The following is an 18143-nucleotide window of genomic DNA, read 5'->3' as shown; positions in this document are numbered from 1 at the left end:
TTTATCCTAGTATCACATTACTATATACATGAAGATTGGTAGTATCACCATTAAAATCTGAATCTGCTATAACATACTCAATTATATTAATTCCGGCTTTTCTGATAAAAATCTTATGATCTTCATTAATATCAGATTTATCAATCTTACATACTTTTAATGATGTCTCACTAATTGGCAAAGTGTTATCATATAACGCTCTATTATCAACTGTATAATACAATTCAAACCTTTTTTCATCCGCCCAGTCAAAAGGCGCCCATGTATTATAAGGGACATCAATAGAAATTACCGTTTTAAACATACGATTATCACCTTCTACACCAAGATAGAATGGAAATTTAATTTCATCAATATCTGTAAGATTTTCATTAATAATACGGACGTCTTTTCCCCCTTTACGACTACGCAATAATCCAAAAACTACTCCTGTCTTACCAGTTCTTTTTTGATCAGAAGGAATATCTCTATCAGATTCTTCAATATTAGTTGAAACTACTAATAATTGATTTAATATAGTTAAATCATCATCGTGAAATAATTTCTTTATACTACTAATATCAAACTGTATTCCTAAAGGTGGATATAGTTTATATAATTCTAATTTTTCAACATCAGGTTGTTCATCATGAGTAGTAATAAATTCTTTAATAGATTTAACTAAAGAATCTATGAATATTTCTTGTAGTATTGTGGATTTACATGAATTTCCTGCTAAGAAAATATGAATTGGATATGTTTTCAGATTTTTCTTTTTAAACACAGCATGCATTTGACTAATAAAGTTTTGAACACCAATCGATATATGTTCTTTTAGCAAACTTTTTAAATCATCAATATTAATTTTTAAAGTGATATCAATACCCTTCATGTCACTTGTATCACTGGAAAATAATCTTACTACTTTAGATTCCTCATTAAATTCTTCTTCTGCACCTTTTGCTTCTTCCCAGATAGGTCTTAATAAATGCATTAATACTCTCATATTCGAATAAGCTTCTTTAGTAGCAATATCATGATCCATTACTAATACTTCAAAACCAGGAATTCTACTTGCTTTCTGTGGAAGAACAATAGGTATACGATTCTTAAGCATTTCAAGTTTATTTTCACAATAGACCTTATAAGCCATCAATTGTAATAGGTTTTCACCACCTAAATATGGATCTCCTCCCTTTCCAAATTGAGTTAATTCAAACTTACGTCTACCATCTGAAGGCTTTTTTTCGATGCCGAAATCATAATCAGTTGTACCACCACCAAAATCAAATACGCCATATGCAACTTCATCATCATTACTAGGTTCCAATGAATATTTTTCTAAAGCCGTAATGGCATAAGCCGCTGGTTCACTGGCCCCTGCATATACATCAAAATCTTCCATGATTTCATCCTTAGATAATATACTTGAGGGTAATGATTTTTTTAAGCCTTTTGTAAAACTGTTTAATAATCTATCTTGAACTTCTTTACCATAGTTAACAGGAAAAGAAAGAACATAATTAAGATATATTCCATTATTCATATTATTAATATATAAACCCAAATAATAAGCATATAACTCTATCGGGTCAAACTTATTATCAGTTCCAAGATTTTTATATGGTACTAACTTAATTTCTTTTCCTTTTCGATCTCTAATAATCTGATAACGAAGTGGATCATTAGCCCATTGCTTTAACTCATTAAATGTAGCATAAAAGTTATCCTCATTTGTTATATCATTATAAAATCGTTGTTCAGCTTCATGTGATATTTTCAAATCTTTCCATAATGTAAACGGACGACCTGCTCTAGCTTCATATGCATTTATGAAATTTAAAAAGTCATCAAAATAAATTGTAGTTGGATTTTCATAATCAGTTTTACGAACCTCTGAATAGTAATCGCCTGTGCCAATTCTAACTAAACGTTCTTCTTGATCTCGGATTGCTACTACTGTACTTTTAGTACCAAAATCTATAGCACAAACAGATCCATCTTTTATATCTAATAATGGATTACGAGCATAAAACCCATTATCTTCAGTAGTATCTTCGCTAAAAGAATGGTCAATAGAATCTTCAAAAACTTCCCAATGACCTCTGTTAGGATCATATAATACAGTTTGATTCTCCCCCTGCATGTTTGATCGATCTCTATCTATATTTAAATAAATATTTTCTATAGATTCTCTTGACATATCAATTAAATCATTAATATTTAAATCATATTTATTAAGAATATCTATAACATCAAACTTTATGGTATCTAATTCAGAACGATTTAATAATTCAACGAGAGATTTTCCAGAGATATTACCATTAATCCAATGTTCACCAACTAATTTAAGATTAACTATAAAAATATTACTATTAAATAGTATTTCTTCTTGATACCATGACTTTGGAATATTATCATCTAGTAATGTATCGAGAAATCTATAATCAGAATTATCAAACTTATAATCAATAAGATATGTTTTAATTATGTCAGTATCAGTATAATCCAAGGTATATAGCATATTACTATCTTTATCATACACCGTCATCATAAGTCTTTTAAACTCAACAAACTCTTTATCAGTTAATGCTATTGGCTGGCATATTTCAAAATATCTATAAATATTTTGAAATAAAGCGTCTCTAGTATATATTAAAGAGGAAGCAGAATTATCTTCAAAGTAATTTTTAACTGTTCTTCCAAGTCCATCTTTGATACTACTAATTCTAAATACATCTTTTTCTTGTTTATTCTTAATATCTACAAACTCATGATAAAAATCCGATTCACTACTTTTATTCTCTTTTCTATAAATGTCTAATTTATTGATTAGATATTTATAGCGTTCAACAATAGAACAAGCGTTTTCAAATTCGACCTTAGGAATTAAAACTAAATCTTGAAATTCTAACTCTTCATCATTTTGATCTTCTTTTAATAACTCAGATTTTAATTTTTGAACTTTTTTATATTCAAAAATATTATTATTATTATTTTTACTAAAACTAGTAAGTAGATGAAAAAATGATTCACTTTGTGATATTTTGGGAATTTCAATTTCAATTGATTTATTAAATACTGTAGTAATTATCTCCTTCATTACATTATCAATATCATTTGTTTTAGTATTACCATAATGATTTTTAATATCACAAAATGCAACTTTAAAAGGTCTAACTATCATAAAAATTACCCTTTCACCAAAACATAGGATTTTTCTATTTTTTTACCTTGTAATTTATTAGTAAATCCCAAAATATATATTTTAGATACATGACCAAATGAGATAGTTTCATCTTTACTTTCATGATCATGTACGGAATACTTGTCTCCTATATTAACCGTATCAATAGAAAAAATTTCTTCTCCTTTAAATTTATTATGAAGTTTAACCATTTCTTCAAAATACTTCCATAAAATCTCATAAGCAGATATATCATTAGACTTTATAGCAATTTTTGCAACAGACCATATTCTACGTAACGCATCACCACTAGAAACACTACTTATTAAAAAAGTCTCAAAATCATCTAAATTAATTGGTTTCACTAATTCATCAAGATATTTAGTGTCTAAATCCATAACTTTACCATATATTTCTCTAATATTCTTAAACAAACTGTTCAATTTATCTGATAATGAAACAATAGATTCATTTAGAATCTTTACTTCATTTTCATATTGTTTTTTTAAGGCGTTACTATTGCTCTCACAGCAAATAATATCATTTTCCAGTTCATTTTTTTCTTTTTCTAAATTATAAATGTCTTTATTTTGTTTACTTAGTTTAAACTCTGTATCTTTTTTATATTGTTCAAAATCAGCATGTAATTGATTTTTCTCTTCTAATAAAGTTTTATACTTAGTTCGTTCATCAGTAATACGTTTATTTAACTTTTCTATTTCTACGTTTTTTTCTTCTATAATATGTTTATTATCTAAAACTTCATGTAATTCTATTTCATTATTATTATCAATAAAATCAGGATTATTAATTTGATTTTCAACCAAATCGCCCAATATACAAATCTGTAAATTTTTATGATTTCTAAAAAAATCTGTATTTACAGTAGTTTCCCAAATAATATTTTTTCTATTCATACACTCCACCATATATAACTCTTATTGAATTTTTTTCACTTGACAACGCGAACTAGAAAACAAATAGTAGATATACTCATTCTTTTTTCATTGATTATGAGTATATTTCCTACCATATTTTACCAATAAAATATTATTATATATTCAATATTTCATAAACTCTTCATAAACTAATTCATTTTGTACTCATAAATCAAAGTCATAAAAGGCTACATAAATTCAAATGTAGCCTTTCTTCTCTCTATCGCAAACAACTAACTAATTTTTTGTAGAAAATCATAATAAGTCTTATAAATTGCTTGCTTAACTTTTCCTTATTGTAATTCTGCCCAGGTTTCATTGATATAATTTGGACAGTAAGATATATAGCAATCTAATGAATTATTAGGTATAAAAGATAACAGTTTTTGAATTGCTAAGTACTCATCATAATAGATTTTTTCTAAATTTGATTTCATATGCCAATAGTATGTCAATGGTTTTGCATTGCAATACCATTCTGGATCTTGTAGGTTTTCCTCAAGTATTACATATGCTTTCATAAAGATTGTTATTAATTTGTTAGTTAAAGAACTAGGTTTATAAGTTTTTCCTTTTAGATAAGCTATTATCTCAAATAAATTTTCACTCCAGGCAAGATTAGGTACTATAAACTTGTCAAATAAATAAGGAAGTTCATTATCATGATTATTAAGCCTTGTATGTAACAAATCTTTAACTTGTTTTTTACTTTCATTATGAGGTCCACTTTTAACACACGGGATAATCATAGGTCGCCCCATACCATGAAAACCTTCTAGCAATTCCTCCATTCGGATTTTTATTTCATTTAAATGAGAAGCTCAAAATTTTCTTTAGATTCATAGTTTGATTCAATGTATGTATCAAATGAATCTAAATGCTTAAATGCCTCTATAATTTCAGCTCTGTATGGTTTTAACCCTTTTGCATCCAATCATCCTGTTGGATTTCTGCTTCTTTCATTTTTACATTCAATGTTTTTTAAATAAATCTAAAACAGATTCTTTTGATTCTTCATTAACTAACATACTTCTCATATACAAACACTCCATAGCTCATATAAATAATCTATACTACTATTGATGCAAAGAATTATATAACTCTTTGCATTTTTCTTTGAAAGTATTTACATGCTTATTCTTGATATTACAATTAATTGACTTCGCATAATACATCACATCACATTCATAAGGACTACCAGGTAATATAGCTAATAGTTCTTCTACAGGATTTAAATCATCTAAATACAAATACTCGCATTCATCTTCTAAATCTACATAATACTCGAAGGAATGAGCATCACTGTAGTCAACTTTTTCTGGCAAGTTTCGATCTAACAATGTAAACACATTTGTATAAATTAGTTTTAATTCGTCTGTAAAGGAGCCTTTCATATAGAAGTCATTAGTTAAAAAGGCTTTCATCACAAGTAATTCTTCACACCATTTTAAAAGTGGTACTACTTCTACATCATAGATGTTAAGAATTCTTTGGTCATGTTCTTCTAAAGCTTCTTCTAGGTTACGTTTTACCTTTTCTTCAGCTTCATCTCTTGGGCCACTTTCAGAGGAGACAAAAATTTTCATCAATGCAGCACATTCGGATGCTTCTCGAGTAATTTCAATCTCACGAAGTTTTAGCTCCTCGTTAATAACGGCAATATAAGTTTCTATATCTCCCCAGATATCAATTACCCAATCTTTGAAAGTTTCCTTATTAGTATGAGCATCATTGATTTCCTTACGATATTTTTTTAAGCCTTTTACCTCCCATTCAGCATGCAAACGATCATAGCGATCATCAAAATCTTCATCTTCTCTTGGTACTTCTAGTTTTGCTTTTTCAATTTCTTCTTTGATGTCTTCAACAGTAATAATGTTTTCTTTTAAAGTTTCCATAGTTAAACTCCTATACAACATAATACAAACAATAAGCTTTGGGATTGACTATAGTATATCTAATACAATACGTATTTTTTTACACATAAAAAAACCGCCCAACCTTAGTTGAGCGGCTTTCACCATTCTGTTCAGAATTGTATTTAGTTTACATAGTCCCAGTGCTACCAATACCACCTGTACGAATGCCTGTAGCATCGTCATCGTTAGTGATAAGGTATTTAGAGAAAATACCTTGAGCTACGCGTTCACCTTTTTCAAGGGAAACTGTTTCTTTACCATAATTGAGTAGAGCGATCATGATATGACCTTCATTGTCCTCATTATTATAGTAATCACTGTCGATGATACCTGTGCTATTTACAAGTGCTAGATGGCGTTTAATGGCCATGCTAGAACGAATGTGAATGGCAAGGTATTCATCGTATGCCATGAAAGCTTTAATGCCTGTTGGCACTAATACGACTTGGCCTGGTTCTAATGTAACAGCTTCAGCGCATTCAATGTCATAGCCTGCGCTTTCTGTTGTTTTACGTGTCGGTAAATTGATATCTTGTTCTTCAAAAGCAGAAACTACTTCAAAGCCACGAATATCCATGTAACACCTCTTATTTTAAACAATCTTTACGGGACAAGTTGATACGGCCTTGTTTATCGATTTCGATAACTTTTACCATAATCTCATCGCCTACATTTACTACATCTTCTACATTTTCAACGCGTTCTTTCGCAAGTTTGGAAATGTGTACAAGACCTTCTTTACCTGGTAATACTTCTACGAAAGCACCGAAGGCCATCAAACGAGTTACTTTACCAAGGTATACTTCCCCTACTTCAACCTCTTTAGTAAGGTTTTCGATAATTTGTTGAGCTTTTGCAGCGCCTTCTTGCTCTACAGAAGCGATGAATACTGTACCATCATCTTCGATATCGATTTTAGCGCCAGTTTCTTCGATAATACCACGAATTACTTTGCCGCCAGAACCAATTACGTCACGGATTTTGTCTGGATCAATTTTCATTGTAATGATACGTGGCGCATATTGAGACATTTGTTGACGTGGTTCAGCAATTGTATCAAGCATAATCCCCATGATATGCATACGCCCTTTATGAGCTTGTTCTAATGCTTCATGAAGAATTTCACGGGACAAGCCGGAAATTTTGATATCCATTTGAATTGCTGTTACACCTTTTGCTGTACCAGCCACTTTAAAGTCCATGTCGCCAAGAGCATCTTCCATGCCTTGAATATCTGTTAAGATTGTGTAGTGTTCACCTTGCGTTACGAGACCCATAGCGATACCAGCAACAGGAGCTTTAATAGGTACACCAGCATCCATCAAGGATAATGTGGAACCACATACAGATGCCATGGAGCTAGAACCATTAGATTCCAACACTTCAGATACAAGACGCAATGCATATGGGAATTCTTCTTCACTAGGAATAACAGGTACTAATGCACGTTCAGCCAACGCACCATGACCAATTTCACGACGACCAGGTCCACGGGAAGAACGAGTTTCACCTACGGAGAAGGATGGGAAATTATAGTGGTGAATATAACGTTTTTCTGTTTCTAAACCAATGCCATCAATTGTTTGAGTTTCAGACAATGGTGCTACAGTAGCAACGTTCAATACTTGAGTTTGACCACGTGTAAATAAGCCAGAACCATGTGTACGAGGTAATACACCTGTGCGACAAGAGATAGGACGCACTTCATCAAGTTTACGGCCGTCTGGACGAATTTTTTCTACAGTAATCATATGACGTACGATTTCTTTTGTCATTGCATCAAATGCTTTATTTACATCAGCCAAGTTATCTGGATAGATCTCTTCAAAGTGTGCTAATACATCTGCACGCACTTCACTTTCTTGTGCATCACGTTGTTGTTTATCTGCACAACGTACTGCTGCATCAAGTTTATCATGACCATATACACGAACTGCATCCGCAATTTCAGAAGGTACGTCTTTGCTTTCAAATACGCGTTTTTCCTTGCCTACTTTAGCTTTCATGTCTTCTTGGAAAGCTACAATTTTTTTGATTTCTTCATGAGCTGCCATGATGACTTCAAGAATAGTTTCTTCTGGAACCTCTTGAGCACCACCTTCAACCATGAGGATAGCATCTTTTGTACCGGCTACAACGATATTAAGATCTGTTGCTTCCAATTGTTCTTTTGTTGGGTTTACAACAAATTCACCATTGATGCGACCCATGCGAACGCCTGCAATAGGACCATTCCAAGGAATATCAGAAATAGATAATGCAGCGGAAGCGCCAATCATACCACAGATTGCAGGATCACAATCTTGGTCAACAGACATAACAGTTGCCACTACGTGTACTTCATTACGTACACCTTTATCGAATAATGGACGAATAGGACGGTCAATCAAACGGCTATTCAAGATGGCAGACTCAGGTGGACGTGCTTCACGTTTAATAAAGCCCCCTGGTAGACGGCCAACAGCGTACATTTTTTCTTCATAGTCTACTGTAAGTGGGAAGAAATCGATATCCTTCGCCTCTTTAGAACCTGTAGCGGTAACGAGTACACGAGTATCGCCATAACCAACCATTACGGCACCGCCAGCTTGTTTTGCAAGTTCCCCAGTCTCAATCGTAAGCATACGACCAGCTAGGTCCATTTGGAATTGTTCCATTCCTATTCCTCCTAAAAATCTTCTTATATGTATACCTTCTTATTATATATCATCTATTTAAATTAAGCTATTTTTTCACATCATAAAAAGCAACTAGCACAAATAAAAAAGGACAGAGTAGCCGCTCTGTCCTTTTTTTGTGTTGCCACAATTGAATATCGGCATTCGTTTCCCTTTGCCTAAAGTTATTATAACATAGAGAAATAAAATAAAAAAGCCGTCCTATAGGACGGCTAGTTTTATTATTTACGAAGACCAAGACGTTCGATAAGGGAACGGTAACGTTCGATATCTTTACGACGAAGGTAGTCAAGCATGTTACGGCGTTGACCAACCAATTTCAACAAACCACGACGGGAATGATGGTCTTTTTTGTGTTCTTTCAAGTGATCTGTTAAGTATTGGATGCGGCTTGTTAAAATCGCAACTTGTACTTCTGGAGAACCAGTGTCACCTTCATGAGTAGCGTATTCTTTAATTACTGCTAATTTAGCTTCTGTAGTTAACATTAATGTTACCTCCTAAAAAATAAATAATCCCGATAAGCTTAAGTAACCGTTGGAGATTCGAATACTTCGCTTACGATATGTCTTACGACCTTATTTAGTATACAGTATCTACCTTATCTTGTAAAGAATAAATACAGTAAATAAACAAAAGAGGGCTTATGCCCTCTTCTATTATTTTGCACCAAGCACCATGCGGTCGCTCAATGCATTTTCTCCAGCTACTTCGAATTTTTGTAATAAATCGGCAACTGTTAATTTTTTCTTTTCTTCCCCTTTTACATCATAGATAATGCGACCAGCATCCATCATGATGAGGCGATTACCGAAACGCAATGCATCACGCATATTATGGGTAATCATGAGAGTCGTTAAGTTATGTTCAGCAACTAGTTTATCAGTCAATTGCAAAACATTTTCTGCTGTCTTAGGGTCAAGAGCCGCTGTATGTTCATCAAGTAATAAAAGTTCAGGACGAAGCATAGTAGCCATCAACAATGTAATGGATTGGCGTTGACCACCAGATAACAAGCCCATTCGAGCAGATAAGCGGTCTTCAAGGCCTAAACCTAATAGTGCAAGGCGTTCTTTAAAGTAAGCTTGTTCGCTATCTTTGAAAGCCCATTTAAGACCTAAGTTTTTACCACGGCGCATAGCAAGGATCAAATTTTCCTCAATTTGCATATTACCTGCCGTACCAACCATAGGGTCTTGGAATACACGGCCAATGTATTTAGCACGTTTGTATTCCGGCATTTTAGTGACATCAATATCATTGATTGTAATGGAGCCTTCATCTACAGGGAATACACCAGCGATGGAGTTTAGCAACGTACTTTTACCAGCACCATTACCACCGATTACAGTACAAAAATCGCCTTCTTCTAAACGAAGATCAATACCTTGAAGAGCAGTTTTTTCATTGATTGTGCCCTTAAAGAAGGTTTTTACCATATTTTTTACTTCTAACATAGTGTCCTCCTTAACGAGCCAACCATTTTGCTTTCAATGTAGGCAAGGAAAGCGCGATGGCAACTAGAATTGCAGTGAATAATTTCAAGTCGTTTGGTGGCATACCCATGTAGAGTACAGCAGCAATAACAATACGATATACGATAGAACCAAGTACTACAGCGATGAGGCTACGTACGAAGGATTTTGTACCAAAAACTACCTCACCGATAATTACGGAAGCCAAACCGATTACAATAGTACCAATACCCATACCTACATCAGCAAAGCCTTGGAATTGACCTATTAAAGCTCCAGACATACCAACAAAACCATTGGAAATCAAAAGACCAAGAACGATCATATTGTCAGTGTTTACGCCTTGAGCACGAATCATTTGTGGGTTAACACCTGTTGCACGTAATGCTGTACCAATTTCAGTACCGAAGAACCAGAATAAAAATAAGCATACGACAACAGCTACAATCACACCTACGATAGCTGCAGACCACATATTTGGTGTGTGAAGTACGCTACCGATAATTGTATAAATTGTATCCATACGAAGCAAGGATACATTAGCTTTCCCCATAATATGAAGATTAATGGAGTATAAAGCAATCATTGTTAAGATACCAGCGAGTAACGCAGGAATCTTTAATTTTGTATGAATCCAACCTGTTACGGCACCTGCGGCCATACCGCCAATGCCGGCAATCAAGATAGATAAGATCGGGTTCATACCACTAGTAATTAAAATTGCAGAAATGGCCGCCCCCATTGGAAACGTACCTTCTACAGTTAAGTCAGCCACATCTAATACACGGAAGGTGATAAATACACCAACCGCTAACAAAGACCATAAAAGGCCAGTTGTTATGGTGCCTACCACTAAATCTAACATCAAAATCTCCTCTATTATTTCATATCTTTACGAAGTGCTTCAGGAATTGTAATACCTAATTTTTTAGCACGTTCTTCATTCACAGTTAACTTAATATCTTTTTGTGTTTCAATGGCTAAATCAGAAATTTTAGCTTCACCAGAAAGCACTTTTGCCGCCATTAAACCAGTTTGATAGCCTAATTTATAGTAGTCAACAGAATATGTTGCTACACCACCAGTCATTGTCATACCTTCATCGGCAGCAAATACTGGGATTTTAGCAGCATCAGTAATTTGAGCTAAGTTAGCCATAGCAGATGCCAACACATTATCAGTTGGTGTATAAATAGCTTGTACATCTTGGTTCACAAGATTTGTAGCCGCTTGTTGGATATCATTTACGTTGGAAACAGTTGCTTCTACAACAGTGATACCTTTTGTGGCAGCATAAGCTTTCATTTTTTCAACTTGAAGTTGGGAGTTGATTTCAGAAGATGTGTAAATAGCACCAATGCGTTTTACATTTGGTACTAACGCAATAATAAGATCAACCTCTTTTTCTACAGGTGTCATATCAGACGTACCAGATACATTACCACCTGGATGTTCGTTAGATTGAACGAGTTTCGCTGTAACGTAGTCTGTAATAGCAGTACCCATGATAGGAATATCATGAGAAGCATTTGCCATGGTTTGTGCTGCAGGAGTTGCAATGGCTAATACTAAATCCTTTTTATCAGATACAAAGCGTTGAGCAATACTATTCAAATTAGATTGGTCAGCTTGAGCATTTTGTTGGTCTAATTTGATGTTTTCCCCATCTTTATAGCCTTTAGATGCAAGGCCATCAACAAAACCTTTATTCGCAGCATCAAGGGATGGATGTTCTACTAATTGAATAACGCCAATTTTCTTTTGGTCATTAGTTGCTGTATTGGAACCACAACCAGCAACCATTGCCATAATAGTGACGGCACTCAGTGCCACTGCAATACTTTTTTTCCAATTCATATGTAACTCCTTACCAGTTTTTATTAAATCATAGTTGCTTTGTTCATCAATTCTTCTGGTAATGTGATGCCCAATTTTTGTAATTTATCTTTATTAACAACTAATTTAAATTCTTTTTGCATTTCAATAGGCATATCTTCAATTTTAGCTTCACCAGTTAAAATTTTAGCTGCCATTAAACCTGTTTGGTATCCAAGTTTGTAGTAATCTACGGATAAGGACATTACGGCACCACCTTTTACATGGTTATCTTCACCGCCAAATACAGGAATTTTTGCTGGGTCGGTAATTGCTACAAGATTACTCATAGCAGAAGCTACTACATTATCTGTTGGTACATATATGGCATCTACATGTTGAGAAACAAGATTTTGTGCTGCTTGTTGAATATCGTTTACGTTGGAAACCGTAACCTCTTCAACCTTAATGCCTTTTGTTGCTGCGTAAGCTTTCATCTTCTCTACTTGAATTTGAGAGTTTACTTCGCTAGAACTATAAATCGTACCGATTGTTTTTGCATTAGGCAATACTTGTAAAATCAAATCTACTTGTTGTTCTACTGGGTTCATGTCGGATGTACCAGAAACATTACCGCCTGGATGTTCATTAGATTTAACAAGTTTAGCAGCTTCATAATCAGTGATTGCAGTGCCCAAAATAGGAATATCATGAGTTGCATTCGCCATAGATTGCGCTGCTGGAGTAGCAATGGCTAAAATCAAGTTTTTACGATCAGATACGAATCGCTGAGCAATACTATTCAAATTAGATTGATCAGCTTGTGCATTTTGTTGGTCAAAAGTGATTTTATCAGCTAGCCCCTTTTCTTTAAGAGCATCAACAAAACCTTTATTTGCCGCATCTAGTGCAGGATGTTCAACAAGTTGTACTACGCCAACTTTGTATTCACCATTCGATGTAGTTCCATTTGAGCCACAGCCAGTAAAAGCTAATAAAGCTGCCGCCGTGAGCGCTAGGGCAATACCTTTTTTCAAGTTCATGGGGATTTCCTTCCTATATGCAATGACTATAATACATCTATTATAAACAAATTTATCCACTACATCAATGTAGCAGAGTAAAGTATTTTACATTTTTATTATTTGTAAAATACAATAAAGACAAGAAATCCAACTATTTTTCTAAAGACGCTAGCATATCTTCTGTCAAATCATTTGCTGCTAAAATGTAGTCTTTAAGGGTCCCCTTATCAAGTGCTACCTTCATAACAGGTACTTCAAATGGATCGAGAATGACACACATTAAAATTTCACCCGTTACATAATAACCAACTACAGCTTCCCCTTCATCAGGATCTAAAGTTTCACGCTTTACCGTTACACAGTATGGTTTCATGACCTGTGCTGCAGCTTCTGCTACTTCTTCACGATTAGCAATATATTCTTCAGCCTTTGTTTCAGGAATATCAAAGATATCGACCTTTACAGTCTTAACCTCTGTTGCCTCTCCCTTCGCTGCCTCTATGGCTACGCCTAAATCTGTTTGATTCATATATACCTCACATAGAATGGACTTTCACCATTGGTGAAAGCCCCATAATTTTAGATTGACTCATCAGCTGCATTTAAAAATGCCACATAGCATTGTTTTGCTTCGTAAATATCCGCCTTAGATGTAACCTCCCATGGAGCATGCATACTAAGCACAGCCACACCACAGTCGATAACATTCATACCGTATAAGGCCATGATATAAGCAATGGTACCACCACCGCCGAGATCAACCTTGCCAAGCTCTGCAGTTTGATATGTTACATTGTTAGATTCCATGACACGACGAATAAAGCCCATATATTCAGCATTCGCATCATTAGAACCAGCTTTACCACGAGAGCCTGTAAATTTATTAAATACAACCCCCATACCTAAGTAAGATGCATTTTTCTTTTCGAATGCAGATGCATATAAAGGATCATAGCCAGCGCTAACATCGGAAGATAACATACGAGAATTTTCCAATGTGCGTCGTACACTTACAGAATTAGGTTTACCCATAAGTGTGAGAACTTCTGCTACTGCATTTTCAAAGAAACGAGATTGCATACCAGTGGCGCCTACAGAACCGATTTCTTCTTTATCTACAAGCAAGCAACAAGTACTACGTTTAACATTGTCTACTTCAAGCATAGCTACTAAGGATGTGTACGCGCATACGCGATCGTCTTGACCATAGGCCATAACCATGGAGCGGTCAAAGCCCATATCACGAGCCTTACCTGCTGGTACAATTTCGAGCTCTGCAGATAATAAATCACGTTCTACAAAGCCATATTCTTTTTCAAGAAGGTTGTTAATAAATTTAGTAACCCCTTCTTTTTCTTCATCTTTTACAGGACGACTGCCTATGAGTAAATCAAGAGCTTCCCCTTCAATTACCTTAGCTGCATTCTTTTGCATTTGCTCTTGTCCCAAATGCGGTAACAAATCTGTAATGCAGAATACAGGATCATTTTCGTTATCCCCAATATTGATGTTGATACGAGTACCATCTGTTTTTACTACAACGCCATGAATAGCAAGAGGCATAGCAACCCAATGGTATTTTTTAATGCCTCCATAGTAATGAGTATCCCAAAACACAAGATTGCTATCTTCATATTGTGGGTTTTGTTTTACATCGATACGTGGAGAGTCAATATGAGCACCTAAGATATTCATACCCAATTCAATATCATCAGTACCAATATTAAATAAAGCAATGGATTTATCCATATGTGTGTAATAAAGCTTGTCCCCAGCTTTGATTGGTGTATTGGATTTAATAATATCTTTTAAATTTACATATCCTTTTGCTTCTGCAAATTCAACGGCCTGTACAACACATTCACGTTCTGTTTTACCATTATCTAAAAATTGACGATATGTATCACTTAAGGCATATACCTTTTCCATAGTGGCATCGTCGTAATTATGCCATGCATATTTGCGTTCCATAATCTATCCTTTCTAAATGCTCACAAGCTAATAATTAAGAAACTATAGATGTGAACAGGAATTAATAAAATTATTTTTGGCGGTCCTTTTCTAGTTCCGCCCGGCGAAATTCCAAATATTTTCGCTCTTTCTCTCGATTAATTTCAGACTTCTGAGTATATAGAGAACGAATTTCGTCCGTACAATGCGTTAATACCTTTGTAACGTAGAATTTAGTACTACCGGACTTAATCGTATATTTTCCAACTTTAAGTTGCACTGCAAAATCGCCATGTTTAGGACAAACGCCTATAGCGAGATGCTTATCACCTTGCAATCGTTCTGGCCGCGTCATTTCCAAGCGGGTCTGACAATACGGGCAGAATGATAATCGAACCCTTCTATCATGAACAATGCGCTTCTTTTCAGGAAAGTTCTCATACATAAAGAACGTTAAAATTGGTGGATATAAGAAAGGATTACTACTTTCCTTTCGAATTAGATCATAATGTAAAATACCTTGTTGTATATCTAGCTTTTGACATATATGAGCCGTAAATACAGCATCATGTAATGCATTATGAGCAGATAAATGCTCCGTAGATATATTCAGGTCCTCCATGGCATGAGCCACAGAATACTGTTGACTCGTACCATATCGCTGATAAGCATAAATCATCTGCGCATCAACCCATTGATCATAGGATAAAGCTTTCATCCTATGAAGCATTAGATTTTCACGCAATATGAGAATGTCATCAGACCCCCAAGATAACAACATATACTCATCACCACACCAGTTTTGAAAGTGCTGCATAGCCGTCTTAAAGGGCACACCATGATCGAGTTCTCGTGATGTAATACCTGTCAATTCACGGACATGTTTATGCATCCGTGGCAGGTATTGTGGTTTGATGAACATTGTAAAATGATCTACAATGTCCATCTTTTCATTCAGTTTTACCGCTCCGATTTGAATGATTTCCCCAGTTAGTGGCATTTTTGTGCGCTTCATAAAGCTAATGTCATTGCTATAGGGTTGATTCCACTCTAAATCAAATACAATATAGTTCATATGTTTATTTCGATTCTGAAAGCAACGTTTCCGCTGCTTTAATAACCTGTTCTTCAGAAATTACGGACAAACCTTTATAATTTCCTTCTTTAATAATCTTCTTCATGCTTTTACCAACCTCATAGGAGTCCATCGTTTCTAGAACGATAGCATGAGCTTGGTACGGACCATAAAAGAATGGGTTTGATGGACCGTAAAGCGCCACAATTGGCACCTTTTGGCTGATGGCCACATGCATAGGACCAGAGTCATTTGTAATCAATAGATTACAGCGGCTCATTGCCGCTGCCAACGGTCCTAACTGGAATTTTCCGGTAGCCACAATCGGTTTCGTTTCCATTTGTTCTACTACAGGTTGCACCATTTCGAGATCCATAGGGCCGCCAAAGAATACTGTTTTATACCCTAAATGACCCAAATAATCAGCTACATGGGCAAATCGTTCAGCAGGCCAGCGTTTCTCAGGAACAGCACTACCAATATTAAAACCGATGAGCGTATCACTATCTGTTAAACCATGACTAGCATAGAACTCCTGAGCCTCACGGCGCCATGCCTCACAAGTTTCAATATGTAAACCAGAGTTAGAAATATCCGTTACACCTAATTGTTCTAGTACATTGATGTACATATCTGCAGCGTGGCGAGTTTTACGGTCTAGACGGGTATACTTTGTCATAAACGGTCTAAATAAAAAATGACTCATACCAGTCGTAATGGGCGCATGAATCTTCCAGGCTAAATAGGAAGTACGTTCATTAGGATGTAAATTGATAACGATATCAGGTTTACCCTTTGCATTAATCTCTCGAGCTATCTCATTGAGCCCAGAAATACTATTATGACGCCCCTTTTTATCTACAACGATAAGTTCATCAATATTTGGATTATATTGCATCACTTGTTGCAGTTTTTCATCTATTACATATGTAATATGACTATGTGGAGCCGCTTTACGTAGCACCTCTAAGAATGGAGTCGTTAATATAACATCTCCTAAATGCATAAGAAAGGTCACCACAATGCGTTTATAATCAAGTTCCATTACAGTTCCTTTCCAAGTACTTGTTCATATACAGACCACACTGCATCCACTGGAATTTGAGCCATACACTCTGGATCATCTACGAGAGGCTGTTCTGGTGTAGCCTTTGAAGTCGGTGAAATAATAAGATGTACGTGGCTACCGCCATACGGCCCAGTTCGTTTTGGAGATGTGGTTCCAAATAAAGCAATCAAAGGACGCTTAAGGGCATTAGCAATATGTAGAGGACCCGTATCAGCACTGATGAATATTTCGCAATGTCGAATCAACTCAATGAGCTCTGGCATGGACGTAGATCCTACCAAATTGATGAGATTCTTATTTTTTACATAGTTTTCTATGAAAGCTCCTTTTTCTTCATCAACAGGGGCACCAGCAATAACGACTTTTTTGCCAGATTCACATAAACGAATACATAGTTCTCCAAAATTAAGAAGAGGCCATTCCTTAACAATCCAACGAGCGCCAGGGACAACAACAACATAATCTTCGTCAACGCCATGACATGCTAACTTATGTTTAATTGACTTCTCAGAATCTACATAGGCCGGCATAGGAAACTCTATACTGTCTACATAACCGCCTAGTGCTCGAACAGTATCTAAATAGCGTTCAATGACATGGTCGTATTTATGGTCACCTACTAAAGCTTTATTAACTAAATTACTACCTTCACGAAGCTCCCAGTAGCCATATTTTTCAGGCGCACCAGATAATAAAGATACAATGGCGCTCTTCGCAATACATTGTAAATCCAATGTCATATCAAAGTGACGACTATGTAAATCTTTACGTAATTGCCATAAATAGGCAGGCTTTTTAAGTTGTTTCTTATCGATAATGATGACATCATCTACCCATGGTTTACCAGGTAGGAGGCTCGCGAATTGCTCATGAATAGCCCACGTAATATGTGCATTAGGCCAGTTTTTACGCACTGCATACAAGGTAGGCAATGCATGAATCACATCACCTAAAGAACTCATCTTAATGATGAGTATATTCTTGTAATCTTTCATATAGCCTCCCCAATTACAACACCATACCTAAACAACGT

General features: G+C 35.2%; 16 protein-coding genes. All 16 read right to left on the bottom strand.

The features are described 5' to 3' along the window. Position 1 precedes the first annotated feature (1 nt). Positions 2 to 3166, bottom strand: a complete 3165-nt coding sequence (locus tag VCHSUH03_RS05175) for an acetate and sugar kinases/Hsc70/actin family protein (protein ID WP_105094271.1) — start codon at positions 3164 to 3166, stop codon at positions 2 to 4. A 5-nt stretch (positions 3167 to 3171) separates the two neighbouring features. Further along, the gene (locus VCHSUH03_RS05170; protein ID WP_133159304.1) at positions 3172 to 4083 is read right to left on the bottom strand and encodes a coiled-coil domain-containing protein; all 912 of its coding nucleotides are present in this window, start codon (positions 4081 to 4083) and stop codon (positions 3172 to 3174) included. 314 nt (positions 4084 to 4397) lie between these two features. Then, a complete protein-coding gene (locus VCHSUH03_RS05165) occupies positions 4398 to 4886 on the bottom strand; it encodes a hypothetical protein (RefSeq protein ID WP_241567140.1) in 489 nt (162 codons plus the stop codon). 294 nt (positions 4887 to 5180) lie between these two features. Further along, positions 5181 to 6002 (bottom strand): hypothetical protein, encoded by an 822-nt coding sequence (locus VCHSUH03_RS05160; RefSeq protein WP_105094269.1) that lies wholly within the window; start codon positions 6000 to 6002, stop codon positions 5181 to 5183. Between the two features lie 148 nt (positions 6003 to 6150). After that, positions 6151 to 6600 carry a dUTP diphosphatase gene (gene dut / locus VCHSUH03_RS05155; RefSeq protein WP_060924693.1) on the bottom strand — a complete coding sequence of 150 codons (450 nt, stop codon included), beginning with the start codon at positions 6598 to 6600 and terminating at the stop codon, positions 6151 to 6153. 10 nt (positions 6601 to 6610) lie between these two features. Next, positions 6611 to 8680 (bottom strand): polyribonucleotide nucleotidyltransferase, encoded by a 2070-nt coding sequence (locus VCHSUH03_RS05150; RefSeq protein WP_105094268.1) that lies wholly within the window; start codon positions 8678 to 8680, stop codon positions 6611 to 6613. Between the two features lie 242 nt (positions 8681 to 8922). Beyond that, entirely contained in the window at positions 8923 to 9189 is a 267-nt protein-coding gene (gene rpsO, locus VCHSUH03_RS05145) for a 30S ribosomal protein S15 (RefSeq protein WP_005386879.1), read from the bottom strand. 171 nt (positions 9190 to 9360) lie between these two features. Beyond that, positions 9361 to 10158 carry an ABC transporter ATP-binding protein gene (locus tag VCHSUH03_RS05140; protein ID WP_105094267.1) on the bottom strand — a complete coding sequence of 266 codons (798 nt, stop codon included), beginning with the start codon at positions 10156 to 10158 and terminating at the stop codon, positions 9361 to 9363. Positions 10159 to 10168: 10 nt separating this feature from the next. Beyond that, positions 10169 to 11041: an ABC transporter permease gene (locus tag VCHSUH03_RS05135; RefSeq protein WP_105094266.1), complete on the bottom strand. Its 873-nt coding sequence runs from the start codon at positions 11039 to 11041 to the stop codon at positions 10169 to 10171. A gap of 14 nt (positions 11042 to 11055) precedes the next feature. Further along, a complete protein-coding gene (locus VCHSUH03_RS05130) occupies positions 11056 to 12033 on the bottom strand; it encodes an ABC transporter substrate-binding protein (RefSeq protein WP_105094265.1) in 978 nt (325 codons plus the stop codon). A gap of 23 nt (positions 12034 to 12056) precedes the next feature. After that, positions 12057 to 13034, bottom strand: a complete 978-nt coding sequence (locus VCHSUH03_RS05125; protein ID WP_105094264.1) for an ABC transporter substrate-binding protein — start codon at positions 13032 to 13034, stop codon at positions 12057 to 12059. A 133-nt stretch (positions 13035 to 13167) separates the two neighbouring features. Beyond that, positions 13168 to 13545, bottom strand: a complete 378-nt coding sequence (locus VCHSUH03_RS05120; protein WP_105094263.1) for a hypothetical protein — start codon at positions 13543 to 13545, stop codon at positions 13168 to 13170. Positions 13546 to 13595: 50 nt separating this feature from the next. Continuing rightward, positions 13596 to 14987, bottom strand: a complete 1392-nt coding sequence (locus tag VCHSUH03_RS05115) for an aminopeptidase (RefSeq protein WP_105094262.1) — start codon at positions 14985 to 14987, stop codon at positions 13596 to 13598. A gap of 70 nt (positions 14988 to 15057) precedes the next feature. Continuing rightward, a complete protein-coding gene (locus tag VCHSUH03_RS05110; protein WP_060924698.1) occupies positions 15058 to 16041 on the bottom strand; it encodes a 3'-5' exonuclease in 984 nt (327 codons plus the stop codon). A 4-nt stretch (positions 16042 to 16045) separates the two neighbouring features. Beyond that, the gene (locus VCHSUH03_RS05105; protein WP_105094261.1) at positions 16046 to 17086 is read right to left on the bottom strand and encodes a glycosyltransferase family 9 protein; all 1041 of its coding nucleotides are present in this window, start codon (positions 17084 to 17086) and stop codon (positions 16046 to 16048) included. Beyond that, positions 17086 to 18105, bottom strand: coding sequence for a glycosyltransferase family 9 protein (locus tag VCHSUH03_RS05100; protein WP_105094260.1), 1020 nt, complete (start codon positions 18103 to 18105; stop codon positions 17086 to 17088). The genes VCHSUH03_RS05105 and VCHSUH03_RS05100 overlap by 1 nt, the downstream gene beginning before the upstream one ends. Positions 18106 to 18143 lie beyond the last annotated feature (38 nt).

This window comes from Veillonella infantium, from assembly GCF_002959895.1.
GTDB classification, from domain to species: Bacteria; Bacillota; Negativicutes; order Veillonellales; family Veillonellaceae; genus Veillonella; species Veillonella infantium.
This window is presented reverse-complemented; position numbering and strand designations above follow the sequence as displayed.